Below are 25,581 nucleotides of genomic sequence, written 5' to 3'. Positions count from 1 at the left end.
GCTCACGAATTCGTATTTCAGGCCTTGCGGTTTCATCGCCGGAGCGGCGAAACAGCGTGGCGGTTCCGATCGTATTCCTAGCCACTGCTTAGCCATATCTGACCCAGGATGACAAACGATATGCCCGAGACGACCCCATCCGAACCGACCGCCAAGCCGACTGCCAAATGGCGCATCCCGCTGGTGATCGGCGCCGTGCTGGCCGGGGCCGTGATCGGCTATGTCGGGGTCTCCGGCCTCAGGCATCCCGCCGGCGGCGACGTCGGCTGCAACAGCGCGGTGGATCTGGCGAAGAAGATCGCCCCGCTCGCCCATGGCGAGGTCGCGGCGCTGACCATGGCGACCACTCCGCTAAGGCTTCCCGACCTGACCTTCGAGGACGCCAACGGCCAGCCGAAGAAACTCTCGGACTGGCGCGGCAAGACGGTGCTGGTCAATTTGTGGGCGACCTGGTGCGTGCCCTGCCGCAAGGAAATGCCGGCGCTCGACAGCCTGCAGACCAAGCTCGGCGGCAAGGATTTCGAGGTGGTCGCGATCAACATCGACACCCGCGACCCGGACAAGCCGAAGAACTTCCTGAAGGAAGCCAGCCTGACCAATCTCGGCTATTTCAGCGACCAGAAAGCCAAGGTCTTTCAGGATCTTAAGAACATAGGCAAGGCGCTCGGCATGCCGACTTCGGTGCTGGTCGACGGCAAGGGCTGCGAAATTGCCAATATCGCCGGTCCCGCCGAATGGGCGAGCGACGATGCGATCAAGCTGGTGAAGGCGGCGTTAGCCCCAGCCGCGGCGGGGTTCTGATCAGGCGACGGCGTTGAGGTTGCCGCCGACGCCGGGACCGAGATTGGCGGTCGACGGCGTGCCGAGCAGGGTCTGAACCGCGAACTTTTCCGCATCGAGGTTCTGCTTGGTCACGCGGGTCGCGATCTGACCCTGCAAATTGCCCTGTTGCATCGACAGGATGCTCGACACCATGCTCATCATGTCCATACACGGCACTCCCAAACTTGCTCTTGCGTAGCGCGCGAAAGTTAATGCTTGGGTAACGGATGGCCGCGTCAGGCTGACGCATCGTCGTCCTCATGGCGCAGCAAGTCGCCGGGCTGGCACTTCAGATAGGTGCAGATCCGCTCAAGCGTATCGAACCTGACGCCCTTCACCTTGCCCTGCTTGAGCAGGGACAGATTGGCCTCGGTGATCCCGACATATTCGGCGAGCTCCTTCGATTTCACGTTGCGCTCGGCGAGCATTACGTTGAGCCGGACCCGGATCGGCATCGCAACGGCCTCAAACGAATTGCGCGTGCTCGTCGGCGATCGCATTGGCTTCGGCCATCACCCAGGCCGTCACCGCAACCAGACCCGCGAACAGCAGCGCCAGCAGCGTGTCGGAACCGAGCGCAATGACGACGGACTTGCCCTGCGCGTAGGTTTGCCAGCTCAGCAGGATCGAGAGCAACGCGCAGATCACCGGCTTCAGCAAGGTCGAGAGCAGCATCGCGATCGCGAGGTCACGCAACCCGGCGACGTTTGCGGCCGTGAAGAAGCGGCCTGCCGCGAACGAGGTGAAAGCGCGGCGGACGCGCGACAAGCCCCAGATCAGACAGCCGAGCGGCAACGCCGAGACCACGAGACCCATCAGGCGGACAAGCCAGCCGACCGGATGGAACGCGATGCCGGTCAGCCCTGCATCGCGCAGAATCGCCTCATCCGGGCTCGCCAGCCAATAGGCCAGCAATCCGACCGCGAGCACGAACGAGATGGCGGTGCAGGCATAGGCGAGCACGCGGCTGACGGCGCGGATGCGTTCGAGGCGGGCCGGCCGCGCGGATGGGGAAAGCTCTGACGAGAGGGACGCGGACATGACTCAACCTCGGGATTGTTGATCTGATATTATTGTTTTACAATAATTAATATCTGCGAGTCAACATGCCTCAGGAGATGAAGTCATGCTCGTTCGTCCGGCTCACGCCATCTGCGCCGTCCTTCTATTGACGACAGCGGCTCACGCGCAGCCCTCGACATCGCGCGGGCAGATCTCGGTCGCGCAGGTCAGGGCCATGCTGGACCAGGCCGCGACCAATCCGACCGCGCGGCAGACGTTGACGGCGTATCTGGCCGGTACCGGCGAAACCGCCGGCTGGCTGCTCGACGCCGCGCGCGGCCTGCCGCCCTGCGCGCGGCGGCTGACACTCGACGCGCAGCAGGCCCGTGACGCGATCGCAAGTGCGGCTTCCACTGCCGCAACCGAGACACCGGCAACGCCGCTGATCATCCGCGACATGCTCAAGCGCGCAGGATGCCGCCTGACAGAATGAGGAGCGGACAATGCTTGCGAGGTCAGGCCGCGTTCGCGGCAAAGGCCGCACCGAGGGTGCGCAGCGCCTGCCGTGTCCGCGCGTCCGACAGCTTTGAGTGAAGCATGACGTCGCGCGACGGCAATGGCGGCAGGCCAAGCCGCGGCCCGAGGTCTATGGTATCCGCCGGCGCCACCCGGCGCGCCAGCGCGGCGACGGCGAGCCCTGCGGAGATCGCTGCGCCAATGGTCGAAAGCCCGCCACCGACGAACGCTTCGGTCCAGGCGATGCCGGCGGCGTCGAGAGTCTCGACCGCCATGGCGCGCACGCTGCAGGGCTCGGCTTGCGTCGCCAGGCGCAGCGGCTCGCCCGGCCGATGGTGAAAATCGGGCGCGGCCATCCAGCCGAAGGGTTCTTCGAACAGCACACCGCCATCGCGGCGCTTGGCGTCGTGGCGCAGCACGATCGCAGCATCGAGCCTGCCGTCGTCGAATGCGCTGAGCACCGAACGCGACGTATCGACATGCAACTGGATCACCAGGCCGGGATCGGTGGTGTTCATCCGCTTCAACAGCGAGGCCAATTCCGATCCGACGATGTGGTGGCTGATGCCGACGACGAGCCGACGATGCTCGACCGCAAACGCCCCGATCGCCGATTGATGCGCGGCCACCAGATTGCGCGCAGCGCCGAGGAAGGCGGTGCCCTCCGCGGAGAGCCGGACCAGCCGCGGCGTTCGCTCCAGCAGCCGGCGGCCGAGCCCATCTTCCAGCCGCCTGATCTTCAAGCTGACCGCGGACTGCGTGGTCTCCATGGCCTGCGCCGCCCGCGTGAAGCTGCTGAGGTCCGCGACCAGGACAAAGGCCTGCACCGCCTCGACGTCGAGCGCCTTCATGGCCAGACATTCAAATTTGCAATCATTGATATGCGATATCATACCGTTTTTCAATGATCAAGAAGCCCCTAGGATTGGCCGAACGCAACGATCGCCTCCAGGAGAGCCATCATCATGCCGCTGACCCGCGTCTCGCTGCGGCGGGGCAAGCCCGCCGCCTACCGCAAGTCCATTCTCGAGAGCCTCTATCGCGCCATGCGCGAGACCTTCGACGTGCCGGAAAGCGATCGCTTCATGACGATCTCCGAGCACGACGACGACGATTTCGCCTGTGGCGCGGATTATCTCGGCATCAGGCGCAGCGATGATCTGGTCATCATCCAGATCACCGTCAGCAACACCCGCCCGACGGCGCAGAAGCAGAGGCTCTACCGACGCATCGCCGACCTGCTGACGGAGAGTCCCGGCCTGCGCGCCGAGGATATCTTCATCAGCCTCGTCGAGGTGCTTCCGGAAAACTGGTCGTTCGGCAACGGTGAGGCGCAGTACGTCCGATGACCGCGACACCGATCCTCTCGCCGCGCATGAGCGGCATCAAGGCATCGCCGGCGTCCGTGCTGCGCCGCCGCGCCCGCGAACTGCGTGCCGCCGGGCGCGACATCATCGAGCTGTCGTCAGGCAATCTGGACTTCTCAACGCCGGATCATGTAATCGCAGTGGCGCATCAAGCGGCCTTGCGCGGCGAAACCTGCTACACCGATGTCGACGGCACGCCGGAGCTGAAGCGGGCGGTGCAGGCCGCGCTGCTGCGCGACCATCATCTCCACTATCGGCCGGATGAGATCGTCATCACCAACGGCTCGACGCAGGCGCTGTTCAACGCGCTGCTCGCGACGCTGGCGCCTGAAGACGAGGTGATCGTCCCCGCGCCTTATTGGGCGCCGTATCTCGATCAGGTGCGGCTGGCGGGCGCGACGCCGGTGATCGTGCCGTGCGCGCAGAACAACGGCTTCAAGCTGCGCGCGGAGGATTTGCGGGCGACGATATCGGCCCGAACGCGGTGGATCGTGATGAACAATCCGGTCAATCCATCCGGTGCGATCTATTCCGCGGAGGATTTGGCTGACATCGCCGCGGTTCTCTTGCAGCACCCTGACATCTGGGTGCTTGCCGACGGGCTCTACGAGCACATCGTGTTCAATGGCCGACCGGCGCCGACGCTTGCGCAGATCGAGCCGCGGCTGAAGCCGCGGACGCTGACCGTCAGCGGCCTCGCCAAGAGCTACGCCATGATGGGATGGCGGATCGGCTATGCCGCCGGCCCATCGGCGCTGATCCGCGAGATGATCACGATCCAGTCGCAGACCACGTCTGGAGTATCGTCGATCAGCCAGGCCGCCGCGGTCGCCGCGCTCGATGGTGCGCAGGATGTGCTGGCGGAGCGCGCCGCCATCCTTCGCGCGAGGCGTGACCGCTTTGCCGACCTCGTGAACGGATGCAGGGGGCTCTCCTGCACGCCGCCCGAAGGCACGTTCTATCTGCTGGTCAGTTGCGCCGGCGTGATCGGCACGCGCGCTCCCGACGGCAAGGTGATTTCGACCGACCGCAATTTTGCGGCCTATCTGCTCGAACAAGCCGATCTGGTGGTGTTTCCCGGCGAAGATCTCGGGCTGTCGCCCTATATCCGCCTCAGCTTCGCCAACCCGTCATCGACCATCGAGGAAGCCGGCAGACGGTTGAAGCGCGCTTGCGAGGCGTTGCAATGATGCCTCGCCCGCAGAGCCAGCGTCTCGCGCTAACCGCGCATCTGCTCGGACTTGGAATGGGTGTGACTGTCATTGTCGGCCTGGTGCCCGCGACGCTTGCACTGCTGCGGACACTGATCTGACGAGAGCGCGTGGATTACCGCGTCGGGACCGGCTTGTCGCCGCGGTAGTCATAGAAGCCGCGCTGGCTCTTGCGTCCGAGCCAGCCGGCCTCGACGTATTTCACCAGCAGCGGGCACGGCCGGTACTTGGAGTCGGCCAGCCCCTCGTGCAGCACCTGCATGATCGACAGGCAGGTGTCGAGGCCGATGAAATCGGCGAGCTCGAGCGGGCCCATCGGATGGTGCGCGCCGAGCTTCATCGCGGCATCGATCGCCTCGACGTTACCGACGCCTTCATACAGCGTGTAGATCGCCTCGTTGATCATCGGCAGCAGAATGCGGTTGACGATGAAGGCGGGGAAATCTTCAGACACCGCGACCTGCTTGCCGAGCTTGGCGACGAACGCCTTGGCGGTGTCGAAGGTCGTGTCGTCAGTGGCGATGCCGCGGATCAGCTCGACCAGCTCCATCGCAGGCACCGGATTCATGAAATGAATGCCGATGAATTTCTCCGGGCGGTCGGTCGAGGCGGCGAGCCGTGTGATCGAGATCGACGACGAGTTGGTCGCGACGATCGCTTCCGGCTTCAGGACCGCACAGACGTCGTGGAAGATCTTGCGCTTGGTCTCTTCCTTCTCGACCGCGGTCTCGATCACGAGATCGCAATCGGCCAGCGCATCGATCGTCTCGGCGGAGGTGATGCGGTCGAGCGCCTGCTTGCGCTCGCCCTCGCTGATCGCCTTCTTGGCGACCTGGCGGGTCAGATTGCCGTTGATGGTCGCCAGCGCCGACTTCAGCCGGTCCGCGGAGATGTCATTGAGCACCACGTCGAAACCGGCCAGCGCCGCCACATGGGCAATACCATTGCCCATCTGGCCCGAACCGATCACGCCGACCTTTTTGATTGCCACCGTCATCTTGTCATCCACCGGAACGGCGCGCATGTCGCGCCTGCCCAATTCCAACGATACCCGAAGTGAAGCCTTCCGGGTTGCCCAATCCGCCGGAAAACGTTTCCCGGGACCATGATGTGATTACGACGTAATCGCACCCGATCCATCTTCCCTGCCGGACACGATCCTTTCGGAAAACCGTTTCCGGATCGTTGCGCCCCAAGAATAGTAACACCGGCCGGAGCTTACCCACCCGGCCGGTGTCTTGTCGCTTACTTTCCGAGCTTGCCGAGCGCTTCGGTCAGCTCCGGAACCGCCTGGTAGAGGTCGGCGACCAGGCCGTAATCGGCGACCTGGAAGATCGGTGCGTCCTCATCCTTGTTGATGGCGACGATCACCTTGGAGTCCTTCATGCCGGCCAGATGCTGGATCGCGCCGGAGATGCCGACCGCGACATAGAGTTCCGGGGCCACCACCTTGCCGGTCTGGCCGACCTGCCAGTCGTTCGGCGCATAGCCGGCATCGACCGCGGCGCGCGAGGCGCCGACGCCGGCGCCGAGCTTGTCGGCGAGCGGCTCGATGTATTTCGCAAAGTTCTCGCGGCTCTGCATGGCCCGGCCACCCGAGACGATGATCTTGGCCGAGGTCAGTTCCGGACGGTCGCTCTTGGCAACTTCCTCGCCGACGAACGTCGACAGGCCCGGATCGGCGGCGGATGCGGCGTTCTCGATCGCGGCGCTGCCGCCTTCGCCGGCTGCGGCGAAGGTCGAGGTGCGGACCGTGATCACCTTCTTGGCGTCCTTCGACTTCACGGTCTGGATCGCGTTGCCGGCATAGATCGGCCGTTCATAGGTGTCGGGCGCGACGACCTTGATGATCTCGGAGACCTGCATGACGTCGAGCAGCGCTGCGACGCGCGGCATCACGTTCTTGAAGCGCGAGGTCGCGGGCGCGACGAAGGCGTCATAGTTCGGCGCCAGCGCGACGATCAGCGCGGCCAGCGGCTCGGCAAGGTCGTGCTCATAGGCGGGGCCTTCGGCCACCAGCACCTTGGTGACACCGGCAAGCTTGGCGGCTGCTTCCGCCGCCGCCTTGGTGCCTTGGCCGCCACCGGCAACCAGCACATGGACATCGCCGCCGAGCTGGCTCGCCGCGGTCAGCGCCTTGTTGGTCGAGTCCTTCAGGGTCTCGTGGTCGTGTTCAGCAATCAACAGCGTCGTCATCAGAGAACCCCGGCTTCGGTCTTGAGCTTGTTCACGAGTTCGGCGACGTCCTTGACCTTGACGCCCGCCTTGCGGCCTGCCGGTTCCGCGGTCTTCAGCACTTCCAGACGCGGCGTGAGATCGACGCCGTAGTCCGACGCGCTCTTGTCGTCGATCGGCTTCTTCTTCGCCTTCATGATGTTGGGCAGCGACGCATAGCGCGGCTCGTTGAGACGCAGGTCAGTGGTGACGATCGCCGGGCCCTTGAGCTTGATGGTCTGCAGGCCGCCATCGACTTCGCGCGTGACCTTGAAGTCAGATCCTTCGACCTCGAGCTTGGAGGCGAAGGTCGCCTGCGACCAGCCGAGCAGCGCGGCCAGCATCTGGCCGGTCTGGTTCGAGTCGTCGTCGATCGCCTGCTTGCCGAGAATGACGAGGCCGGGTTGCTCCGCCTCGACCACCGCCTTGAGGATCTTGGCAACCGCGAGCGGTTCGACGTTGCCTTCGGCCTTGACCAGGATGCCGCGGTCGGCGCCCATCGCAAGCCCGGTACGAATGGTCTCGGAAGCCTGTGCCGGTCCGATCGACACCACCACCACTTCGGTCGCCTTGCCGGCTTCCTTGAGCCGCAGTGCTTCCTCGACGGCGATTTCGTCGAACGGGTTCATCGACATCTTGACGTTGGCGAGCTCCACGCCCGATCCATCGCTCTTGACGCGGACCTTGACGTTGTAGTCGACGACCCGCTTTACCGGCACAAGAACCTTCATCGATCCTCTTTCGCTTTGATTTTATGGGTTTCGGTTGGCTGGCGCGGAACCTAAAGGTCCCGTACCCCCCGGTCAACGCGGCAAAGCCAAAAAACCGTCCCCCGGTTTTTGAACCAGTTTAGCGGTTCTGGCCCGGCACCCACAACACGTCCCCCGCCCCTTTATTGTTCAGGAAGCGGCTGGCAACGAACAGGAAATCCGACAGTCGGTTCATATACTGGATGCCAGCAGCGTTGACCGTCTCGTCCGGTCGGGCTGCGAGTTCCACCATGATCCGTTCCGCGCGGCGACATATCGTCCGGGCGAGATGCAGATATGCAGAAGCCGGCGTCCCGCCGGGCAGCACGAACGAGGTCAGCGGCGCGAGCTGGTCGTTGAGGCTGTCGATGTCGCGCTCGAGCCGCTCGACCTGGCTCGCCAGCATCCGCAGACGTTCAGCCTTGCCCTCGCGCTCGGGCACCGCAAGATCGGCGCCGAGATCGAACAGATCGTTCTGGATCCGGCCGAGCATCGCATCGACCTCGGGACTGTCGGCCAGATGCAGCCGCACCACGCCGATCGCTGCATTGGTCTCGTCGACCGTGCCATAGGCAGCGACCCGCAGATCGTATTTCGGCCGCCGCTCGCCGGAGCCGAGCGCGGTGGTGCCGTCATCGCCGGTGCGCGTGTAGATCCGATTGAGTACGACCATGGCCGTGATCCTCTAAGGTTTGCGCATCGCGTCTACCGCCCCATCGCCCAGACCGCGAACATCGCGATGACGATGGCGACGAACTGCAGCAGCACGCGCAGCCGCATCAGCTTCTGCGATGTGTTCGGCGAGCCGCCCTTCATCATGTTGACGAGGCCGAGCAGGAGCACCAGCGCGACGGCGCCGACGGCGAAGGGAAGAATGATCGTGCTGAGGACAGATGTCATCTGCGGTACATAACACCGCAGGACGCGGACTTCCACACAGGCGGCGCATGCAACCAACTGGCTTTTCAATGCGTAATATCAGATGCTGGGTCCGTGCTCGGACCGAGCGGTTTTCGACAATACCGGGTGGAATGTGAAGCAGCTTCGTTACGTCTACCACGTCGTGATGGATGCCTTTTACACGTTCCTCGCCGACGACGGCTGGGCGATCGCGAGCCACATCGCGCTGTCGACCCTGATGGCGCTGTTTCCGTTCCTGATCGTGCTGACGTCGGTGGCCGGCTTCTTCGGCTCCAAGGAGCTTGCCGACCAGGCCGTCGGACTGTTGCTGCAGGTCTGGCCGGAGCAGGTCGCCGAGGCGCTGTCCGGCCAGATCCACGACGTGCTAACCAACACCCGCGGCGGCATCCTGACCATCGGCGCGGTGTTCGCGGTGTACTTCGCCTCCAACGGCGTCGAGGCGCTGCGAGTGGCGCTGAACCGCGCCTATGCCGTGATCGAGCCGCGGCGCTGGTACTGGCTGCGGCTGGAATCGATCGGCTACACGCTGGTCGCGGCGTTCACCTCGCTCGCGATGGCATTCCTGATCGTGCTCGGGCCGCTGATCATCGAGGCGGCGCGGCGGTATATTCCGTTCTTCGTCGAATCGAACGAGAGCCTGCTCAACACCGCCCGTTACGGCATCACGGTGCTGGCGCTGGTCATCGCGCTCTTCATCCTGCATGCCTGGCTGCCGGCGGGCCGCCGCGGCTTCACGCAGATCCTGCCCGGCATCATCTTCACCATAGTGGCGTCGCTGATCTCGGGCATCGGCTTCGGCATGTATCTGGCGCGCTTCGCCAACAACTACGTCACGATGTATGCGGGGCTCGCCTCGGTGGTGATCGCGCTGGTGTTCCTGTATTTCATCGCCGCGATCTTCGTGTTCGGCGGCGAGCTGAACGCGGCGATCATCAAGTCTCGGCTGCCGCGCGGCGTGCCGCTTCAAGCAGCGCAGTCGCCAGTGCCCGCGGAGAAACAGGTTTGACGAGGAAGGCGTCGGCGCCGGCGGCGCGCGCCGCGGCCTCGTCCTCGGCACGCCCGGAGATCCCGACGATCACGATGCGGCCGTGCGGGGGCGGCAGCGCGCGGATGCGCTTGATGGCCTCGACACCGCCGATGCCGGGCAGCACCATGTCCATCAGCACGGCGTCGAAGGCCCCCTGTCCGAGCCGATCGGACGCCCCCTCACCCTGACCGATGAATTCGGCATGGTGACCGAGTTCGGTGAGGATCGTGTTGAGCACGACGCGGCCGAACGGATTATCCTCGACGCTGAGCAGCCGCAGTCCCTGCGATAATGGCACCGCCGCGCCTTCGCTCGACGCAGCGCCGGCCGGTCCTTCGGCTGAAACCAGCACCACGTTGAGGGTAAAGACGGTGCCGCCGCCCTTGCGCTGGGCCACGACGATGTCGCCGCCCATGGCGCGCGCGAGCTGCTTGACCGAGGACAGGCCGAGCCCGGCGCCGCCGAACCGCGCGGCGATCGAGACATTGGCCTGCGAGAACGGCCGGAACAGGCGCTTGACCTCCGATAGCGTCAGGCCGATGCCGCTGTCGGAGATCGCAAAGGCAACCCCGATCCTGCCGTCGGCCCTTCTCTTGGCCGCCCCCTTGGCCGCGCGCACCGGCGCGACATGCAGCTCGATGCTGCCCTGCTCGGTAAACTTGACGGCGTTGTCGATCAGGTTCTCCAGCGCCGCGCGCAGCCGGACGGGATCGCCGACCGCAAACGCCGGCAGCTTCGCGGAGATCTCGACCGAGGCCCGCAATCCCTTGGCTGCGGCGCGGCCGGCCAGTGAATCCCCCGCGTGGCGCGCCAGCGTGCGCAGGTCGAAGAAATCCTGCCGGATCTCGAGCCCCGGCCCCTCGCTCCGGGCAGCGTCGACGAACAGGGTCGCAAGGCTCGCCAGATGCTCGGCACCGGCCTTGATGGTATCGACCCAGCGCCGCTCGCGCTCGTCGAGATCCGATGTCGCGAGCAGGTTGCTGATCGCCAGGATTCCGGTCAACGGGGTCCGGACCTCATGGGCAAAGGCGGCAAGCGCGGTCTCGATCAGGCCGGGACCGGCCTTCGGGGCCTTCGGCGCAGCCCGCCTGCGGCCCGGCTTGGCCGCCGCCTTGACGGCGCGCGTCTTAGTAGCACGCGTCTTGGCAGCGCGCCGCTTCGGCGGCATCCGTTGGGATTGCCGCTTGCTGCGCCGTACGCGCGATTCTGACGCCATGGTCTCCGTGATCCCCGCCCCTGATAACAACATGGCATGCCCGGCGTGCCGGTGTCACGGCGCCGTTTGCGGCTTGCCCGCAGCGGTGCCCCGTGATGGTAACCACCGTGCTTCGCGATCGAAATGCGGCCGGGATCTATGGCAAGCCGACCAGGCGGCGGATATCGGCCGGGCTGGCGCCCTCCGCCCGCAGCTCGCGCAGCCCGGTCGCCTGGGTCGATTTCGACAGCTTTTGGCCGGCGGCGTCCCGGATCAGCGCATGGTGCCGGTAGGCCGGCACGGGCAGGCCAAGCAGCTCCTGCAACAGCCGATGCACGCTGGTCGACCAGAACAGGTCAACGCCCCTGACCACATCGGTGACGCCCTGCAGGGCGTCGTCGATCACGACCGAGAGATGGTAACTGGTTGGGGTCTCCTTGCGTGCCAAGATCACGTCGCCCCAGGCCTCCGGCCGGGCCGCCACGTCCCCGGTCTCGCCGGCCGGACCCTCGCCAGCCTCCTGCCAGCGCAGGCTGCCGCTGCGCGCGCATGCTGCAGCCATGTCGAGCCGCAACGCGAACGGCGCGCCCTGCCCGATCAGCCGGTCGCGCTGCTCGGCCGACAGCGATTTCGCCGCTCCCGGATAGAGCTGCGCGCCGTCCGGATCGCGCGGCCACGCGCCAGCGGCCTGGCTTTCCGCGACCAGCCGCGCGATGTCGGCGCGGCTCTCGAAGCTCGGATAGACCAGCCGCTCGGCCGACAGGCGGTCGATCGCCGCGCGATAGGCCGCAAAATGCTCCGACTGCCGCCGCACCGGGGTCTCCCAGGCGATGCCGAGCCAGGCCAGATCCTCGTAGATCGCCTGCTCGAATTCGACCCGGCAGCGCGTCGCGTCGATGTCCTCGATCCGCAGCAGGAAGCGTCCGCCCGACCGCTTCGCGAGGTCATGGTTGAGCAGCGCCGAATAGGCATGGCCGAGATGCAGGTAGCCATTCGGACTAGGGGCAAAACGGAAAACGGGTGGCATGGCGTTCGATCGCGGGTCATTGCCGGGCTCGACCCCGGCGATCCTTGTTTGGGCATGATCTTCGCGCAAACGCCTTGCGTTTGTCGCAAGCGAAAACCGGTTTCCACTTTTCCGGACCATGCGGCTGGACAAGACTCTGTTACGATAGGAGATGGATGCGCGGGTCAAGCTCGCGCATGACAAGCCGATGCAGATCCCGCAATGCTGATCCATCTCGAAACCCAGGCCGACCTTGACGAGGCCATCCAGAAGCTGGTCGACCAGGATCGCCGGCTGCGCCCGATCCTCGAACTCACCGGCATGCCGGCCATCCGGCAGCGCGAGCCGGGGTTTGCGGGGCTTGCCGCGATCATCTGCGGCCAGCAGCTGTCGACCGCGAGTGCTGCCGCGATCTGGGGCCGCGTCAGCAAGGCGTTCGACCCGTTCCATCATGATACGATCCGCAAGGCGCGGGCGGACCGGCTCGGCCGGCTCGGGCTCTCCGCGGCCAAGATCAAGACGCTGAAGCACATCGCGCGCGAGCTCGCCGAGGAGCGGCTGAACCTCGACGTGCTCGCCAACGAAGAGGCCGATGCCGCGCACAACACGCTGACCGCGCTGCCCGGGATCGGCCCGTGGACCGCCGACGTCTATCTCCTGTTCTGCCTCGGCCATGGCGATGCGTGGCCGGCAGGCGACCTCGCCGTGCAGGAAGCGGTCAAGGTCGGGCTCGGGCTGAAGGAGCGGCCGACGCCGAAGCAGATGGCACCGCTTGCCGAGCCGTGGCGTCCGCTGCGCGGCGCCGCCGCGCATCTGTGGTGGGCGTATTATCGCGTACTCAGGAATCGCGAAGGCGTGATCGCCGGCGCGAAGTAGGTCGTCGAGAAAACATTCCAACTACGCGATCGCGTGATATAGCAAGAGCAGACGAATACTTATTCAATTTACCGGCCTGGCGCATTGATGACGCCCAGCACATCCTTCCTGCAAGGAGGACGGACCTGGTTTTGCTTCGCACCCCGCTGACGCTTCTCCTGATATCCTTGGGGGCTATCGCCGCGGCGTGGTGGTGGCTGGGCATCCCGGTCAGCCTGCCGCGCGCACCGATCGATCCGAACGATAAGGTGCAGTGCATCTCCTACGCCCCGTTCCGCAACAATCAGACATCACTTGCTCCCGCGACGCAGGTCACGCCGGAACAGATCGCGGAAGATCTCGCGCAACTCGCCAAGATATCGCACTGCATCCGCACCTACGCGACCGATCTCGGTCTCGACCAGATTCCCGGGCTCGCAGCCAAGGCGGGGCTGAAAGTCATTCAGGGCATTTTCCTCGACAGGGACCGAAAGAAGAATGCGACGCAGGTCGCAACGGCGATACGCCTCGCCAAAGAATATCCAGACACGGTCATTGCACTCGTGGTCGGCAACGAGGTTCTGCTGCGCAAGGAAATGTCGGCATCCGACCTCGCCGCCATGATCCGTGCGATCAAGGCACAGGTCAGCGTTCCCGTCACCTACGCCGACGTCTGGGAGTTCTGGCTGAGCAATCGCGAACTTTCCGACGTCGTCGACTTCATCACGATTCACATCCTGCCATACTGGGAGAATATCCCGATCCCCGCGGAACGTGCCGCCGCGCACGCGGACGAGATGCGCCGGCAGATCGCGGCAGTCTTCCCAGGCAAGGAAATCTTTATCGGAGAAGTAGGTTGGCCGAGCGAGGGGCGCATGCGCGAATCCGCGCTGCCCTCGCGCGTCAATCAGGCGCGGGTGGTCTCGGAGGTGCTCGACCTTGCCCGGCGCGAGCATTTCCGCGTCAACCTGTTTGAGGCCTATGACGAGGGGTGGAAGCGGGAGATCGAGGGCACGGTCGGCGGATCCTGGGGCCTGTTCGATTCGGAAGCGCGCACGCTGAAATATCCGCCTGGCCTGCCGATCAGCAATTTTCCGTTCTGGAAACTGCAGATGTGCAGCGGAATGGCGCTGGCGATCCTGGTGTTCGGCGCAGCCTGGCTGACCTCGCGCCGCAAGCCGAAGGAGCCCGAATTCGTGTCGTGGCTTGCCGTCGGACTATCGGCAACCACAGCCGGAATCCTGTTTGGGGTGGCCGCGCAAAGACTGATCTATGAAAGCTATGGGACGGGAGGCTGGCTTGTGTGGGGCTCGCTTCTGGTGGCGGCAACGGCCTCGCCGGTGTTCGGCGCCAATGCCCTGATGTCGGGTCGCGCACCGCCCAGTTTCCAGGAATTGTTGGGTCCGAAGGGCTACCACACTGAAACGGTGCTGGTGACCGTGCACGGATTGGCTTTGATCGTCACCACGGTGATCGGCACGGCGGCCGCACTGGGTCTCATATTTGACCCGCGCTTCATCGATTTTCCTTTCGCGCCTCTGACCATGGCGGCGGTGCCGTTTGCGGCCATGACACTGCTCAATCCTGCCACGAAAGGAGTCCGCCCTCTGGCGGAAGCGATCTTTGCCGGCATTTTTGTCGCAGCCGCCATCTACGTGGGCTTCAACGAAGGACCGGAGAACTGGCAGGCGCTGTGGACGTGCGCCGTCTTTATCTCGCTCGCGGTGACGTTATGGCGGGCACGGGCGTGAGAACCGGCTCTAGCCGCGCAGCCTGACGCGGTCCTCGCGCGCGCAATCGGTGACGAAACCGATGACGGCGCGCACCGAGGGAAGCTCGACCAGGTCGGGATGGGCGAGCAGCCAGAGATCGGAGAGGCTCGAGAGCTTTTGCGGAGCGACCCGAACCAGATCGGGATAGTCGGCCCCGACCAGGCAGGACAGCGCGCAAATCCCGAGCCCGGCGCGCGCCGCCGCCAGCATGTCGCCCTGCGAGGAACAGCGCATCACCAGCGTGCCCTGCCGCGTGATGACATCGCTCCACCGCGCCAGCCGCACATTCGAGGCCTGGTCGGCAAACCCGATCACGCTGTGCCCCCGCCATTCGTCCGGCCGCTCCGGCAGCTTGCGTCCGGCGGCATAACCGCGCGACGCGTAGAAGCCGGCGCCGAGCCGTCCGATCTTGCGTCCGATCAGGTTCTCGTCTCCCGCATCGACCGGCCGCAGCACCACGTCGGCCTCGCGGCGCCGCACACTCGCCGGAAACGGATGGGTGATGATCTCGAGCTGGATGTTGGCGTGATCGCGCAGGAACGGTCCGAGACGCGGCATCAGCCAATGCGCCGCCAGCGTCGCGCCGATCGACAGCTTCACGACGCCGCGCGCCTGCGCACCGGTGGCGGACGCAGCCGCCTCCGCGCGCAGGGCCGCCGCCGCCATCACCTCGGTGTGCTCGCGGAACTTGCGGCCATGCGATGTCAACGACAGGCCGTCATTCGAACGGGCGAACAGGCGGGTCCCGAGCTGCTTCTCCAGCGCCGCGACGTTGCGGCCGACGGTGGGGTGGCTGATGCGCAGCCGCCGCGCAGCGCCGGCGAAGCTGCGCGTCTCCGCCACCGCGACGAACGTCTTGCAAAGCTCCCAGTCCATGCCGCCGCCCGCGCCTCTGTTCATTTCTGGTTGATCAGCTGTTCAATATTGAACGTCATGACGCAGCCGTCCAGCCCTATATTGCCGCGCCAAGGGAGCCGTCGCTCCAGCCATCACAACAAATCGCGATCCGCCCCGGCCACCGGCCGGGCGGCGCGCATGGAGGATCCGAACAATGTCGCTGCCCGCCTCGCTCGCCAACCGGCTTGAACTGCCGGTCGTCGGTTCCCCGCTGTTCATCGTCTCGGGGCCCGAGCTCGTGATCGCGCAGTGCAAGGCCGGCATCGTCGGCTCATTCCCGGCGCTCAACGCCCGCCCGGTCGAGAAGCTCGACGAATGGCTGACGCAGATCGAGAACGAGCTCGGCGAGTACCAGGCGAAGCATCCGGAGAAAAAGGTCGCCCCTTACGCGGTCAACCAGATCTGCCACGCCTCCAACGACCGGCTGATGCACGACATGGAGACCTGCGTGAAGCACAAGGTGCCCATCATCATCACCTCGCTGCGTCCGCCGTCCGAAATCGTCGAGGCCGCGCATTCCTACGGCGGCGTTGTGTTCCACGATGTCATCAACGTGAAGCATGCCCGCAAGGCCGCCGAGCAGGGCGTCGACGGATTGATCCTGGTCTGCGCCGGCGCGGGCGGCCATGCCGGCACGCTGTCGCCGTTCGCGCTGGTGCGCGAGGTCAAGCAGTGGTTCAACGGCACCATCCTGCTGTCGGGCGCGATCTCGGACGGCTGGAGCATCGCATCGGCGCTCGCGCTCGGCGCCGACCTCGCCTATGTGGGCACCCGCTTCATCGCGACCGAGGAAGCCAATGCCGACATTAGGTACAAGCAGGCGCTGACCGAATACGCCGCGCACGACATCGTCTATTCGAACCTGTTCACCGGCGTGCACGGCAACTACCTCGGACCGTCGATTGCGGCCGCGGGCCTCGATCCGGGCAACCTGCCGGTCGCCGACAAGTCCAAGATGAATTTCGGCTCCGGCGGCAACACGAAGGCCAAGGCCTGGCGCGACATCTGGGGTTCGGGCCAGGGCATCGGCCAGATCACCGACGCCCCACCGGTCGCCGAACTGGTGGCGCGGATGAAGGCGGAGTACACCGAGGCACGCAGCGATTTCCTTCGAGCCAGCGCCTGACGCTGGACGATCGCCTGGAGAGACCCGGTATGATCATCAGCGGCGACAGACAGATCAACTACGGCGACATTCAGGCCCGCATTGCGCGGGCGGCGACCGGCTTCCGCGCGCTCGGCGTTCAGGGCGGCAAGCCGGTCGGCATGATGCTGCGCAACGATTTCGCGCTGTTCGAGGTGGTCGCCGCCGCAGCCGCGCTCGGCAGCCCGGTGGTGCCGATCAACTGGCATCTGAAGGCCGACGAGGTCGCCTACATCCTGTCCGACAGCGGCGCCGACACGCTGGTCTGCCACGCCGATCTGCTGCCGCAGATCCGCGACGGGCTTCCGCCGGGGATCGAGCTTCTGGTGGTGACGACGCCGCCGGAGATCGCCGCGGCCTATGGCGTGGCGGCGGCGTCCACGCAGGTGCCCGACGGCATGACCGATTGGGATATCTGGCGTGAGACGCATCAACCGCTGACCGACGCGCCGATCGGCGCAGCGCCGATGTTCTACACGTCCGGAACCACGGGCCTACCGAAGGGTGTCAAGCGCAAGCCGATGCCATCAGAGCAGCAGGCGGCGGCCACGCGCGTCGGCGCCATCACCTATGGCGTCAAGCCGAACGAAGACCAGGTGATCCTGATGAACGGCCCGATGTACCATTCGGCGCCGCACTCCTATGGCATGCTCGCATTCCGCAACGGCTGCGTGATCGTGCTCGAACCGCGCTTCGACCCCGAGGATCTGCTGCAGCTGATCGCGCGCCACCATGTCACCCACATGCACATGGTGCCGACCATGTTCGTGCGGCTGCTGCGCCTGCCGGAGGAGACGCGACGCCGCTACGACCTGTCGTCGCTGCGCTTCATCGTCCATGGCGCGGCGCCCTGCCCGGTCGACGTCAAGCGCGCGATGATCGAGTGGTGGGGGCCGGTGATCAACGAATATCTCGGCTCCACCGAGACCGGCATCCCGGTGTGGCATTCGTCGGCGGAGGCGCTGGCCAAGCCCGGCACCGTCGGCCGCGCCATCGAGGGCGGCATCGTCAAGATCTTCCGGCCCGACGGCACGCAATGCGACGTCGGCGAGCCCGGCGAGATCTTCATGCGCCAGATGTTGATCTCGGACTTCGACTATCACGGTAATGCCAAGGCACGCGCCGAGGCCGATCACGACGGCCTGATCAGCGTCGGCGATGTCGGCTATCTCGACGCGGACGGCTATCTGTTCCTGTGCGACCGCAAGCGCGACATGGTGATCTCGGGCGGCGTCAACATCTATCCCGCCGAGATCGAGAATACCCTGATCGGCATGCCAGGCGTCCGTGACTGCGCCGTGTTCGGCGTGCCCGACGACGAATATGGCGAGCGGCTGTTCGCCTGCGTCGAGCCAGAAGCGGGCAGCACGCTGTCGGTCGCGGCGATCCAGGAATTTCTCCGCGGCAAGCTCGCCAATTTCAAGGTGCCGCGGGACATCCGCTTCATGGACGCGCTGCCGCGCGAGGCGACGGGCAAGATCTTCAAGCGCAAGCTGCGCGATCTCTACCGCGAAGGACAGCTTCGCTGACCAAGGTGACGGTGGAGCGAACGGCGTTTGAAACTTAGTTGCTGTTGCAAAAGGCCGGCGATCGACGCAACGATGCCGGCGCATCTGACGCCGGGATCATCGCCATGAACTCCACTGACTTCATCGTCATCCGCAACGATCTGCAGCAATGCAAGGTGATCGAGACACGGCTGCCCGATGCCGCGGCGCTGCCGGCCGACGCGTTGCTGGTCAAAGTGACCCGCTTCGCCTTCACCGCCAACAACATCACCTACGCCGTGATCGGCGAGCAGCTGAAATACTGGCACCTGTTCCCGGCGCCCGACGGCTACGGCATCATCCCGGTGTGGGGCTTTGGCGAGGTGCTGGCCTCGAAGCATCCCGCCGTCGCAGCCGGCGAAACGCTGTTCGGCTATTTCCCGATGGCGACCCATCTGGTGATCGAGGCCGCCGATGTCAGCAAGCGCGGCCTGCGCGACGGTGCCGCGCACCGGCAGGAGGTCTCGCCGGTCTACAATGCCTATGCCCGCGTCTCCGGCGATCCGACCTATGCCGGCCAGCAGGGCGATTTCCGCGCGCTGCTGCTGCCCTTGTTCATGCTGTCGTTCCTGGTCGACGACTTCCTGGCCGAGAATGAGTTCTACGGTGCACGCCGCGTCATCCTGTCGTCGGCCTCGAGCAAGACGGCGTTCGGGCTCGCCCATCTCCTGCACAAACGCGGTATCCGGGTGATCGGGCTGACCTCGAAGGGCAATGTCGATTTCGTCACCTCGCTCGGCTGCTATGACGACGTCGTCACCTATGACCAGGTCACCGCGATCCCGGCGGCCGAGCCCGTCGCCTATGTCGACATGGCCGGCAACAGCGCGCTGCGCGAGACCCTGCACCGGCACTTCGGCGCGCAGATGGTCTATTCCGGCCGGGTCGGGCTCACGCATCGCGCGAGCGAACCGGACGAGCCGACGCTGCCCGGCGCCAAGCCAGTATGGTTCTTCGCCCCGGACCAGATCCGCAAGCGCGCCAAGGAATGGGGGCCCGGCGGCATCGACCAGCGTTTTGGCGCCGCATGGACGGAGCTCGTGCCGCACCTGCCGAACTGGCTCGATGTGGTCGAGCGGCGCGGACCGGCCGCGGTGCGCGAGGCCTATCTCGATACCCTGCAGGGCCGCGTTCCGCCGGATCAAGGCCTGATCCTGTCGCTGGCCGAATAGGCGATATCCCGTCGCGCCCTTTCTGCGGCCTCGCCAATGGGTATAGGCTTGCGGCCAAGGGAACGCCGCCAAGAAAACGTCACCAAGGGCGGCCGATGACGAGAAACGCTCAATGCTCGACAAGACGGACGATATTTCGGTCGCCGCCGACAATTGGCTTGTGCAGTTCGAGGATGCGCTGGCGGGCCCCGACGATGTGCTGCTGAAGCCGCTGTTCCATCCCGAAAGCTATTGGCGCGACGTGCTGGCGCTGAGCTGGAACATCCAGACCGTCAACCGCGCCTTTGCAATCGTCGAGGAACTGCCCGCGCATGCGCGTCGCAGCGCGCCGCATGATTTTCGCATCGATGCCGAGCGCGCGCCGCCCCGCCGGGTGATGCGCGCCGGCACGAGCGCGATCGAGGCGATCTTCAAGTTCGAAACCGCTGTCGGCCGCGGCCACGGCATCGTGCGGCTGATTCCTGACGCCGCCGACGGCGATCGGTTGAAGGCCTGGACGCTGCTGACCGCGCTCGAGGAACTGAAGGGTTTTGAAGAGCAGCAAGGAAACACAAGGCCGCGCGGACAAGCCTATTCCCGCGATTTCCGCGGTCCCAACTGGCTCGACCTGCGCAAGGTATCCGCCGAATATGCCGGCCGCGATCCCGATGTGCTGGTGGTCGGCGGCGGACAGGCCGGGCTTGCGATCGCCGCCCGTCTGCAACAGCTCAAGATCGATGCGCTGATCGTCGACCACGAGGCGCGCGTCGGCGACAACTGGCGCAAGCGCTACCACGCGCTCACCCTGCACAACCAGGTGCAGGTCAATCATTTGCCCTACATGCCGTTCCCGCCGAACTGGCCGACCTACATCCCGAAGGACAAGCTCGCCAACTGGTTCGAATCCTATGTCGATGCCATGGAGCTGAACTTCTGGACGGGAACGGAATTCGTGGGCGGCAGCTACGACGATGCACAGGGACGCTGGACCATCGAGCTGCGCCGCGCCGACGGCACAACGCGGAAACTGCAGCCACGCCATGTCGTGATGGCGACCGGCGTCAGCGGCATTCCGAGCGTGCCTGATATCCCCGGCTTGAAGAATTTCTCCGGCAAGGTGCTGCATTCGAGCGGCTATGAAGACGGCGAGCATTGGGCAGGCAAGCGCGCGCTGGTGATCGGCACGGGCAACAGCGGCCACGACATTGCGCAGGATCTGCACTCCTCCGGCGCCGAGGTCACGCTGGTGCAGCGCTCCTCGACGCTCGTCACCAATATCGAGCCGTCGGCGCAGCTGGCCTATGCCGCCTACAATGAAGGCTCGCTCGAAGACAACGATTTGATCGCGACCTCGATGCCGCTCGCGCTCGCCAAGCGCAGCCATGTGCTGATGACCGAGCAGTCGAAGCAGCTCGACAGACCGCTGCTCGACGGTCTCGCGCGCAAGGGTTTCAAGCTCGATTTCGGCGACGGCGGCACCGGCTGGCAGTACCTGACCCGCGGCGGCGGCTATTACTTCAACGTCGGCTGCTCCGATCTCGTCGCGAGCGGCGCGATCGACCTGAAGCAATTTGCCGACATCGAGACCTTCGTGGGCGAAGGCGCGCGGCTGAAGACCGGCGAGACGGTTGGCGCCGACCTGATCGTGCTCGCGACCGGCTACCGGCCGCAGGAAGAGCTGGTGAAGAAACTGTTCGGCGAGGCGATGGCTGCGCGGGTTGGCCCGATCTGGGGTTTTGGCGACGGCCAGGAGCTGCGCAACATGTACACCCGCACGCCGCAGCCCGGCCTGTGGTTCATCGCCGGCAGCCTCGCGCAATGCCGCATCAACTCGCGTTATCTTGCGCTGCAGATCAAGGCGATCGAGGAAGGCCTGTTGCCGCGCGATGTCGGGCCGGTGGCGAAGCTAACTTGATCAGCCGTCATTCCGGGGCGCGCATAGCGCGAGCCCGGAATCCATTGGGCGACAATCTCCGCGGATAAATGGATTCCGGGCCTCCCGGAATGACGAGAAGAGAGAGGACGAACAATGCCAACCATCCTCGGCACCGGCGAGCACCGCTATCGCGTGGTGGAGAACTTCGCAAAACTCCCCGACGGCTGGAGCCTGACGGATGTCGCCTCCGTCGCGGTCGACAGCAAGGACCGTGTCTATGTCTTCAACCGCGGCGAACATCCGATGGTGGTGCTCGACCGCGAGGGAAACTTCATCCGGAGCTGGGGCGAAGGCGTGTTCGCACGCGCCCACGGCCTGCATATCGATGCCGACGACAATCTCTATTGCACCGACGACGGCGACCACACCGTGCGCAAATGTTCTGTTGACGGCAAGGTGCTGCTGACGATCGGCATCCCGAACAAGCCCGCGCCGTTCATGAGCGGCGAGCCGTTCCATCGCTGCACCCACACCGCGCTGTCGCCGAACGGCGAAATCTATGTCTCGGACGGCTACGGCAATGCCTGCGTCCACAAATACACGCCGGATGGAAAGTTGATCAAAACCTGGGGCGAGCCGGGCACCGATCCCGGCCAGTTCAACATCGTGCACAACATCGCGACCGACGCCGACGGCTGGGTCTATGTCGCCGACCGCGAGAACCACCGCGTCCAGGTGTTCGACGGCAACGGCAAATACGAGACGCAGTGGAACAATTTGCACCGGCCCTGCGCGCTATGCTGCGGCGGCGGCAAGCAGCCGAACTTCGTGATCGGCGAGCTCGGCCCCGGCATGGCGGTCAACCGCAAGGTCCCCAATCTCGGCCCGCGGCTGTCGATCGTCGATGGCACTGGCAAGCGCATCGCCCGGCTCGGCGGCGAGCACGGCCCCGGCGTCGAGACCGGCAAATTCCTGGCGCCGCACGGCATCGCGCTGGACTCGCGCGGCGACATCTATGTCGGCGAAGTCGGCGTCACCGACTGGAAGACCAGCTTTCCGGATACCGAGATGCCGGCCGCGGTGCGCCTGACGCGGTGCTTACAGAAGCTGGAGCGGGTGACGGTGTAGCGCCCGCCCCCCGGTTTTTCCCCGTCATGCTGAGGAGCGCGGAACGCGCGTCTCGAAGCATCGACGGCCCGCTGCCGCAGCGCGGCCGTGCATCCTTCGAGGCTCGCAAGAGCTCGCACCTCAGGATGACGGCTCGAAGAACGCTCCCGCGAAGATCAAATCTCGCCGATCACCTCACGGCGGCGCTGCTCGGATTCTTCCGCATAGCGCCGCATCGCGTGCGCTTCGGTGAGCAGGCCGATCGGCCGACGGTCGCCGTCGTCCTCGACCACCGCGAGCGATTCCGCTTCGGCGGCGTCGAACACCGCGATCGCCTCCTGCACGTTCATGCCGGGATGCAGCACCACGTCGGCGTAGCGCAGGATGGCGGCAAGTCCCTTGTCGGCCTCGAGATCGGGCGCGTGCGCTTCCGCGACCAGCGCGAGCCCGGCATAGCGTCCCTCGCCGTCGACCGCGACGACCTGGGTCTTCGAGCCGGGCGGGAATTCCTCGCGAAACGCCTCGATCGGCATCGCGGCGTTCACCGTCGTCATGTCCTGCCGCATCATCTTGCCGACCGTGAGATCGCGGATCCAGCCGATATCGGCGGCGCTGCGGATGGTCTCGCCGCGCAGATGCAGCCGCCAGGTCGCGAACGAATAGCCGAACAACTCGCGCGTGATCGTGGTCGAGATGATGACCGCGACCAGCACCGCGGTTGCGAGCCAGAGATTGCCGGTGGATTCCAGCGCGATGAACGACATCGTCAATGGACCGCCGATCACCGAGGCCGACAGCGCGCTCATGCCGATCACGGCATAGGCGTTGGGATCGAGATTGAGCCCTGGCCACACGATGTCGACGCCGGCCGCGAACAGCCGGCCGCCGAGCGCGCCCATGAACAGTGTGGCGAAAAACAATCCGCCGCGGAAGCCCGAACCGAGCGAGACGATGGAGGCCACCGCCTTCAGCGCGAACACGCCGGCGATGAAGGTGAGCGGCATCGCCACGATGCCGGCGAAGCGCAGCGCGCCATGGCCCGACGACATCACCTGCGGCGTCAGCAGCGCCATTGCGCCGACCGCGAGCCCGCCCAGCGCCGGCCGCAGCGGCGGCCAGAGCCGGGTCTTGGCGAGCAGCGTCTCGCACAGCGCCACCCCGCGCATGATCGCAATCCCGGTCAGGGCCGCAACAACGCCGAGCAGCGCCGCGATCGCAAGATCCCGTCCGAGCATGTCGCCGACGGTTCCGACCCCGACGCCGAGCGGCAGCGGCTCGAAGGCATGGGCGACGAAATAGCCGGCCACCGCCGCCACACCGACCGGGGTCAGGCTGGCCGGCGTATAGCCGCCGATCACAAGTTCGAAAGCGTAGAACGCGCCCGCCAGCGGCGCGCTGAAGGCCCCCGCGATCGCCGCAGCCGCGCCGCAGCCGACCATGATTCGCTGGTCGTTGCGGCGCAGATGAAAGCCGCGGCCCAGCGAGGCGGCCAGGCCGCTCGAAAGCTGGGTGTAGCCGGCCTCAAGCCCGACCGAGCCGCCGACGCCGCTCGACCAGATCGTCTGCAGCGCCACGATCACGCTGCCGCGGAACGACATCCGGCCGCCATAGAGCGCGTTGGCCTCGATCGGGTCGATTTCCCGGGCCGGCCGGACCCTGAGCAGCAGCAGGAACGCGATTCCGAGCATCAGGCCGCCAACCGTGGGAACCACGAGGGCGCGCACGGGATCGATGCTGGGCTGGCTCGACAGCCGATCGCCCAGCGGCAGATTGAACAGCACCGAATGCAGCACCGTGACGAGGCCGCTCATGACCGCCACCACGAGACCGCCGATAGCGCCGATCAGCAGTGCCAGCACCACGAGGCTCGTCTCGTGCGCACGCACGAATGCGCGCAACCGGCGCGGCGCCTCGATATAGCTTGTGGTCGTGGTCATCGGCAGGGTCCGTCACTGGCCGACAGGGCCTTGCGGCTCCCTTTACGGGCCTCGCGGGCGGGAGGCAATCGGGGCAGGAACATGGCAGGGCATGGCGGATAAGCCGCTCATTGCTCTTCACAATCCCGTCACGCTGCCTGTAGTATGTGAGTGCATGCTGCTTCGCAGCTAATGGGAGATCAGGAGCGTTATTTGAACGCACATGTCTCGCAAGGCGGTTGGCCGGTGCTGGTCTTGAATGCGGACTTCCGGCCGCTGAGTTATTACCCGCTGTCGCTCTGGTCCTGGCAGGACGCGATCAAGGCGGTGTTCCTCGATCGTGTCAACATCGTCGAATATTACGACCGGGCGGTACGAAGTCCTTCCTTCGAAATCCAGTTGCCGAGCGTCGTCTCCCTCAAATCCTTCGTCAAGCCGACCACCCACCCCGCCTTCACCCGGTTCAACGTTTTCCTTCGCGACCGATTCAGCTGCCAATATTGCCTGTCGGGCGACGACCTCACCTTCGATCACATCATTCCGCGCAGCAAGGGTGGCCAGACCACCTGGGAGAACGTCGTCGCCGCCTGCTCGCCGTGCAATCTGCGCAAGGGCAATCTGACGCCGCAGCAGGCCAAGATGTTTCCGAAGCAGACGCCCTATGCACCGACCGTGCATCAGCTCCACCGCAACGGCCGGCTGTTCCCGCCGAACTATCTGCACGAGAGCTGGCTCGATTATCTCTACTGGGATACTGAGCTCGATCCGTAAGACGCGCGGCGGTGCGTGATACCGGCGGCTTCGATTGGGATCAGTACCGGCGCCGCTTTTGGCCCCGGAGTAAACCATGCGCGCACCTGCGACAGATACTTCTGAGTCAGAGGTATTACGACAATCAGGGCTGACTGACTTGGATTGAACTGCCGGCGGGCATCCGCCGGAGCGATGTTCTTGAACACGACCTTGCGGGTCAGGTCGTATTCCTTGGTCGGCACATCGACGACTTTGGAGTTGGCCTCTCCGCCGACCACGCCGACCACGCCGACCGTATGCCCTTTCAGCTTCTCCACGCTGTCGATCGAGGATCCCGGCGGCACGACGATCATGACGATGGCATGGGTAACGACGATGACGGCTTGCGCATGCGATAGGTCGCCGAAGTCGCTCCGCACCACCGCGAGATCCACCTGGCCCTTCGAAAAGGCCTCGGCGGCCCCCAGCGCGGCCCCGCTGTCGATGACCTTGAGCCGCACCGGTGCGTTTGTCATGACAAGTCGGCTTGCTAG

General features: G+C 65.4%; 28 protein-coding genes. 14 read left to right on the top strand and 14 right to left on the bottom strand.

The genetic code is table 11. The features are described from left to right. Positions 1–120: 120 nt before the first annotated feature. A complete protein-coding gene (gene tlpA / locus HU230_RS38180; protein WP_224944014.1) occupies positions 121–801 on the top strand; it encodes a thiol:disulfide interchange protein TlpA in 681 nt (226 codons plus the stop codon). Here the strand turns inward: tlpA and HU230_RS38175 are convergent, their stop codons facing one another. The 3 genes from HU230_RS38175 to HU230_RS38165 form a co-directional block, all read right to left on the bottom strand. Further along, complete coding sequence (locus HU230_RS38175) at positions 802–990, bottom strand: putative motility protein (RefSeq protein ID WP_092123268.1); 189 nt, start codon at positions 988–990, stop codon at positions 802–804. Between the two features lie 68 nt (positions 991–1,058). Then, positions 1,059–1,277, bottom strand: a complete 219-nt coding sequence (locus tag HU230_RS38170) for a helix-turn-helix domain-containing protein (RefSeq protein ID WP_021079458.1) — start codon at positions 1,275–1,277, stop codon at positions 1,059–1,061. Between the two features lie 10 nt (positions 1,278–1,287). Beyond that, positions 1,288–1,863 (bottom strand): DUF2975 domain-containing protein, encoded by a 576-nt coding sequence (locus tag HU230_RS38165; RefSeq protein WP_176533796.1) that lies wholly within the window; start codon positions 1,861–1,863, stop codon positions 1,288–1,290. Positions 1,864–1,948: 85 nt separating this feature from the next. On the opposite strand from HU230_RS38165, the gene HU230_RS38160 reads away from it, so the two are divergent. Then, positions 1,949–2,317 (top strand): chlorophyllide reductase, encoded by a 369-nt coding sequence (locus HU230_RS38160; protein WP_176533797.1) that lies wholly within the window; start codon positions 1,949–1,951, stop codon positions 2,315–2,317. A gap of 22 nt (positions 2,318–2,339) precedes the next feature. Here the strand turns inward: HU230_RS38160 and HU230_RS38155 are convergent, their stop codons facing one another. Then, the gene (locus HU230_RS38155) at positions 2,340–3,191 is read right to left on the bottom strand and encodes a LysR substrate-binding domain-containing protein (protein ID WP_176533798.1); all 852 of its coding nucleotides are present in this window, start codon (positions 3,189–3,191) and stop codon (positions 2,340–2,342) included. A 114-nt stretch (positions 3,192–3,305) separates the two neighbouring features. On the opposite strand from HU230_RS38155, the gene HU230_RS38150 reads away from it, so the two are divergent. Genes HU230_RS38150 through HU230_RS43735 form a run of 3 tightly spaced genes read left to right on the top strand, consistent with a single transcriptional unit; the run spans position 3,306 to position 5,019 of the window. Continuing rightward, positions 3,306–3,689 carry a tautomerase family protein gene (locus HU230_RS38150; protein WP_176533799.1) on the top strand — a complete coding sequence of 128 codons (384 nt, stop codon included), beginning with the start codon at positions 3,306–3,308 and terminating at the stop codon, positions 3,687–3,689. Further along, positions 3,686–4,897 (top strand): pyridoxal phosphate-dependent aminotransferase, encoded by a 1,212-nt coding sequence (locus HU230_RS38145; protein ID WP_224944012.1) that lies wholly within the window; start codon positions 3,686–3,688, stop codon positions 4,895–4,897. Before HU230_RS38150 ends, HU230_RS38145 begins: the two co-directional genes overlap by 4 nt. Continuing rightward, entirely contained in the window at positions 4,894–5,019 is a 126-nt protein-coding gene (locus HU230_RS43735) for a hypothetical protein (RefSeq protein WP_275949078.1), read from the top strand. The genes HU230_RS38145 and HU230_RS43735 overlap by 4 nt, the downstream gene beginning before the upstream one ends. Positions 5,020–5,033: 14 nt before the next feature. Here HU230_RS43735 and HU230_RS38140 read toward each other — a convergent pair whose 3' ends face one another. The 5 genes from HU230_RS38140 to HU230_RS38120 all read right to left on the bottom strand — a co-directional run bounded on the left by HU230_RS38140 (position 5,034) and on the right by HU230_RS38120 (position 8,781). Continuing rightward, entirely contained in the window at positions 5,034–5,915 is an 882-nt protein-coding gene (locus HU230_RS38140; RefSeq protein WP_176533800.1) for a 3-hydroxybutyryl-CoA dehydrogenase, read from the bottom strand. A 248-nt stretch (positions 5,916–6,163) separates the two neighbouring features. Next, a complete protein-coding gene (locus tag HU230_RS38135; protein ID WP_176533801.1) occupies positions 6,164–7,114 on the bottom strand; it encodes an electron transfer flavoprotein subunit alpha/FixB family protein in 951 nt (316 codons plus the stop codon). Continuing rightward, a complete protein-coding gene (locus HU230_RS38130; protein WP_092123260.1) occupies positions 7,114–7,863 on the bottom strand; it encodes an electron transfer flavoprotein subunit beta/FixA family protein in 750 nt (249 codons plus the stop codon). The genes HU230_RS38135 and HU230_RS38130 overlap by 1 nt, the downstream gene beginning before the upstream one ends. A 118-nt stretch (positions 7,864–7,981) precedes the next feature. Continuing rightward, positions 7,982–8,554, bottom strand: a complete 573-nt coding sequence (locus tag HU230_RS38125; RefSeq protein ID WP_176533802.1) for a cob(I)yrinic acid a,c-diamide adenosyltransferase — start codon at positions 8,552–8,554, stop codon at positions 7,982–7,984. A 32-nt stretch (positions 8,555–8,586) separates the two neighbouring features. Beyond that, positions 8,587–8,781 carry a twin transmembrane helix small protein gene (locus tag HU230_RS38120; protein WP_176533803.1) on the bottom strand — a complete coding sequence of 65 codons (195 nt, stop codon included), beginning with the start codon at positions 8,779–8,781 and terminating at the stop codon, positions 8,587–8,589. A 166-nt stretch (positions 8,782–8,947) separates the two neighbouring features. Between HU230_RS38120 and HU230_RS38115 the strand changes: the two genes are divergently transcribed. Beyond that, positions 8,948–9,808, top strand: coding sequence for a YihY/virulence factor BrkB family protein (locus tag HU230_RS38115; RefSeq protein ID WP_420840913.1), 861 nt, complete (start codon positions 8,948–8,950; stop codon positions 9,806–9,808). Here HU230_RS38115 and HU230_RS38110 read toward each other — a convergent pair. Both HU230_RS38110 and gluQRS read right to left on the bottom strand, forming a co-directional pair. Beyond that, on the bottom strand, positions 9,735–11,045 hold the full coding sequence (locus tag HU230_RS38110; RefSeq protein WP_176533805.1) for an ATP-binding protein: 1,311 nt from the start codon (positions 11,043–11,045) through the stop codon (positions 9,735–9,737). The genes HU230_RS38115 and HU230_RS38110 overlap by 74 nt on opposite strands. A gap of 136 nt (positions 11,046–11,181) precedes the next feature. Next, entirely contained in the window at positions 11,182–12,051 is an 870-nt protein-coding gene (gene gluQRS, locus HU230_RS38105) for a tRNA glutamyl-Q(34) synthetase GluQRS (RefSeq protein WP_176533806.1), read from the bottom strand. Positions 12,052–12,252: 201 nt separating this feature from the next. Between gluQRS and HU230_RS38100 the strand changes: the two genes are divergently transcribed. Both HU230_RS38100 and HU230_RS38095 read left to right on the top strand, forming a co-directional pair. Continuing rightward, entirely contained in the window at positions 12,253–12,906 is a 654-nt protein-coding gene (locus HU230_RS38100; protein WP_176533807.1) for a DNA-3-methyladenine glycosylase family protein, read from the top strand. A gap of 167 nt (positions 12,907–13,073) precedes the next feature. Next, positions 13,074–14,636 (top strand): glycoside hydrolase family 17 protein, encoded by a 1,563-nt coding sequence (locus tag HU230_RS38095; RefSeq protein WP_176535228.1) that lies wholly within the window; start codon positions 13,074–13,076, stop codon positions 14,634–14,636. Positions 14,637–14,645: 9 nt separating this feature from the next. Here HU230_RS38095 and HU230_RS38090 read toward each other — a convergent pair whose 3' ends face one another. Further along, the gene (locus tag HU230_RS38090) at positions 14,646–15,533 is read right to left on the bottom strand and encodes a LysR family transcriptional regulator (protein WP_176535229.1); all 888 of its coding nucleotides are present in this window, start codon (positions 15,531–15,533) and stop codon (positions 14,646–14,648) included. A gap of 175 nt (positions 15,534–15,708) precedes the next feature. Here HU230_RS38090 and HU230_RS38085 point away from each other — a divergent pair, with 175 nt between their 5' ends. From HU230_RS38085 to HU230_RS38065, 5 genes are all read left to right on the top strand, one after another. Continuing rightward, positions 15,709–16,680 carry an NAD(P)H-dependent flavin oxidoreductase gene (locus HU230_RS38085; RefSeq protein ID WP_176533808.1) on the top strand — a complete coding sequence of 324 codons (972 nt, stop codon included), beginning with the start codon at positions 15,709–15,711 and terminating at the stop codon, positions 16,678–16,680. 29 nt (positions 16,681–16,709) lie between these two features. Next, a complete protein-coding gene (locus tag HU230_RS38080; protein ID WP_176533809.1) occupies positions 16,710–18,227 on the top strand; it encodes an acyl-CoA synthetase in 1,518 nt (505 codons plus the stop codon). A gap of 104 nt (positions 18,228–18,331) precedes the next feature. Next, entirely contained in the window at positions 18,332–19,417 is a 1,086-nt protein-coding gene (locus HU230_RS38075; protein ID WP_176533810.1) for a DUF2855 family protein, read from the top strand. Positions 19,418–19,529: 112 nt separating this feature from the next. Next, positions 19,530–21,311 carry a flavin-containing monooxygenase gene (locus tag HU230_RS38070; protein WP_176533811.1) on the top strand — a complete coding sequence of 594 codons (1,782 nt, stop codon included), beginning with the start codon at positions 19,530–19,532 and terminating at the stop codon, positions 21,309–21,311. 114 nt (positions 21,312–21,425) lie between these two features. Beyond that, complete coding sequence (locus HU230_RS38065; RefSeq protein WP_176533812.1) at positions 21,426–22,400, top strand: peptidyl-alpha-hydroxyglycine alpha-amidating lyase family protein; 975 nt, start codon at positions 21,426–21,428, stop codon at positions 22,398–22,400. 155 nt (positions 22,401–22,555) lie between these two features. Here the strand turns inward: HU230_RS38065 and HU230_RS38060 are convergent, their stop codons facing one another. Continuing rightward, positions 22,556–24,316 carry a chloride channel protein gene (locus HU230_RS38060; RefSeq protein ID WP_176533813.1) on the bottom strand — a complete coding sequence of 587 codons (1,761 nt, stop codon included), beginning with the start codon at positions 24,314–24,316 and terminating at the stop codon, positions 22,556–22,558. 192 nt (positions 24,317–24,508) lie between these two features. On the opposite strand from HU230_RS38060, the gene HU230_RS38055 reads away from it, so the two are divergent. Then, positions 24,509–25,066: an HNH endonuclease gene (locus HU230_RS38055; protein ID WP_016845270.1), complete on the top strand. Its 558-nt coding sequence runs from the start codon at positions 24,509–24,511 to the stop codon at positions 25,064–25,066. On the opposite strand, the gene HU230_RS38050 is transcribed toward HU230_RS38055, so the two are convergent. Then, positions 25,039–25,563, bottom strand: coding sequence for a type 2 periplasmic-binding domain-containing protein (locus HU230_RS38050; protein WP_176533814.1), 525 nt, complete (start codon positions 25,561–25,563; stop codon positions 25,039–25,041). The genes HU230_RS38055 and HU230_RS38050 overlap by 28 nt on opposite strands. Between the last annotated feature and the right edge of the window lie 18 nt (positions 25,564–25,581).

Origin of the sequence: Bradyrhizobium quebecense, assembly GCF_013373795.3 — a bacterium.
Taxonomy (GTDB): Bacteria; Pseudomonadota; Alphaproteobacteria; order Rhizobiales; family Xanthobacteraceae; genus Bradyrhizobium; species Bradyrhizobium quebecense.
The sequence above is the reverse complement of the archived record's forward strand: the minus strand, read 5'-3'. Positions and strand labels throughout refer to the sequence as shown.

What these genes read in the sequence shown, in the direction of transcription:
- HU230_RS38120 (WP_176533803.1), bottom strand. Translation starts at nt 8,781, where the DNA reads ATGACATCTGTCCTCAGCACGATCATTCTTCCCTTCGCCGTCGGCGCC.
- HU230_RS38170 (WP_021079458.1), bottom strand. Translation starts at nt 1,277, where the DNA reads ATGCCGATCCGGGTCCGGCTCAACGTAATGCTCGCCGAGCGCAACGTG.
- HU230_RS38065 (WP_176533812.1), top strand. Translation starts at nt 21,426, where the DNA reads ATGCCAACCATCCTCGGCACCGGCGAGCACCGCTATCGCGTGGTGGAG.
- HU230_RS38115 (WP_420840913.1), top strand. Translation starts at nt 8,948, where the DNA reads ATGGATGCCTTTTACACGTTCCTCGCCGACGACGGCTGGGCGATCGCG.
- HU230_RS38130 (WP_092123260.1), bottom strand. Translation starts at nt 7,863, where the DNA reads ATGAAGGTTCTTGTGCCGGTAAAGCGGGTCGTCGACTACAACGTCAAG.
- HU230_RS43735 (WP_275949078.1), top strand. Translation starts at nt 4,894, where the DNA reads ATGATGCCTCGCCCGCAGAGCCAGCGTCTCGCGCTAACCGCGCATCTG.
- HU230_RS38150 (WP_176533799.1), top strand. Translation starts at nt 3,306, where the DNA reads ATGCCGCTGACCCGCGTCTCGCTGCGGCGGGGCAAGCCCGCCGCCTAC.
- HU230_RS38085 (WP_176533808.1), top strand. Translation starts at nt 15,709, where the DNA reads ATGTCGCTGCCCGCCTCGCTCGCCAACCGGCTTGAACTGCCGGTCGTC.
- HU230_RS38135 (WP_176533801.1), bottom strand. Translation starts at nt 7,114, where the DNA reads ATGACGACGCTGTTGATTGCTGAACACGACCACGAGACCCTGAAGGAC.
- HU230_RS38080 (WP_176533809.1), top strand. Translation starts at nt 16,710, where the DNA reads ATGATCATCAGCGGCGACAGACAGATCAACTACGGCGACATTCAGGCC.
- HU230_RS38165 (WP_176533796.1), bottom strand. Translation starts at nt 1,863, where the DNA reads ATGTCCGCGTCCCTCTCGTCAGAGCTTTCCCCATCCGCGCGGCCGGCC.
- HU230_RS38125 (WP_176533802.1), bottom strand. Translation starts at nt 8,554, where the DNA reads ATGGTCGTACTCAATCGGATCTACACGCGCACCGGCGATGACGGCACC.
- gluQRS (WP_176533806.1), bottom strand. Translation starts at nt 12,051, where the DNA reads ATGCCACCCGTTTTCCGTTTTGCCCCTAGTCCGAATGGCTACCTGCAT.
- HU230_RS38160 (WP_176533797.1), top strand. Translation starts at nt 1,949, where the DNA reads ATGCTCGTTCGTCCGGCTCACGCCATCTGCGCCGTCCTTCTATTGACG.
- HU230_RS38110 (WP_176533805.1), bottom strand. Translation starts at nt 11,045, where the DNA reads ATGGCGTCAGAATCGCGCGTACGGCGCAGCAAGCGGCAATCCCAACGG.
- HU230_RS38155 (WP_176533798.1), bottom strand. Translation starts at nt 3,191, where the DNA reads ATGAAGGCGCTCGACGTCGAGGCGGTGCAGGCCTTTGTCCTGGTCGCG.
- HU230_RS38100 (WP_176533807.1), top strand. Translation starts at nt 12,253, where the DNA reads ATGCTGATCCATCTCGAAACCCAGGCCGACCTTGACGAGGCCATCCAG.
- tlpA (WP_224944014.1), top strand. Translation starts at nt 121, where the DNA reads ATGCCCGAGACGACCCCATCCGAACCGACCGCCAAGCCGACTGCCAAA.
- HU230_RS38050 (WP_176533814.1), bottom strand. Translation starts at nt 25,563, where the DNA reads ATGACAAACGCACCGGTGCGGCTCAAGGTCATCGACAGCGGGGCCGCG.
- HU230_RS38090 (WP_176535229.1), bottom strand. Translation starts at nt 15,533, where the DNA reads ATGGACTGGGAGCTTTGCAAGACGTTCGTCGCGGTGGCGGAGACGCGC.
- HU230_RS38070 (WP_176533811.1), top strand. Translation starts at nt 19,530, where the DNA reads ATGCTCGACAAGACGGACGATATTTCGGTCGCCGCCGACAATTGGCTT.
- HU230_RS38140 (WP_176533800.1), bottom strand. Translation starts at nt 5,915, where the DNA reads ATGACGGTGGCAATCAAAAAGGTCGGCGTGATCGGTTCGGGCCAGATG.
- HU230_RS38175 (WP_092123268.1), bottom strand. Translation starts at nt 990, where the DNA reads ATGGACATGATGAGCATGGTGTCGAGCATCCTGTCGATGCAACAGGGC.
- HU230_RS38145 (WP_224944012.1), top strand. Translation starts at nt 3,686, where the DNA reads ATGACCGCGACACCGATCCTCTCGCCGCGCATGAGCGGCATCAAGGCA.
- HU230_RS38060 (WP_176533813.1), bottom strand. Translation starts at nt 24,316, where the DNA reads ATGACCACGACCACAAGCTATATCGAGGCGCCGCGCCGGTTGCGCGCA.
- HU230_RS38075 (WP_176533810.1), top strand. Translation starts at nt 18,332, where the DNA reads ATGAACTCCACTGACTTCATCGTCATCCGCAACGATCTGCAGCAATGC.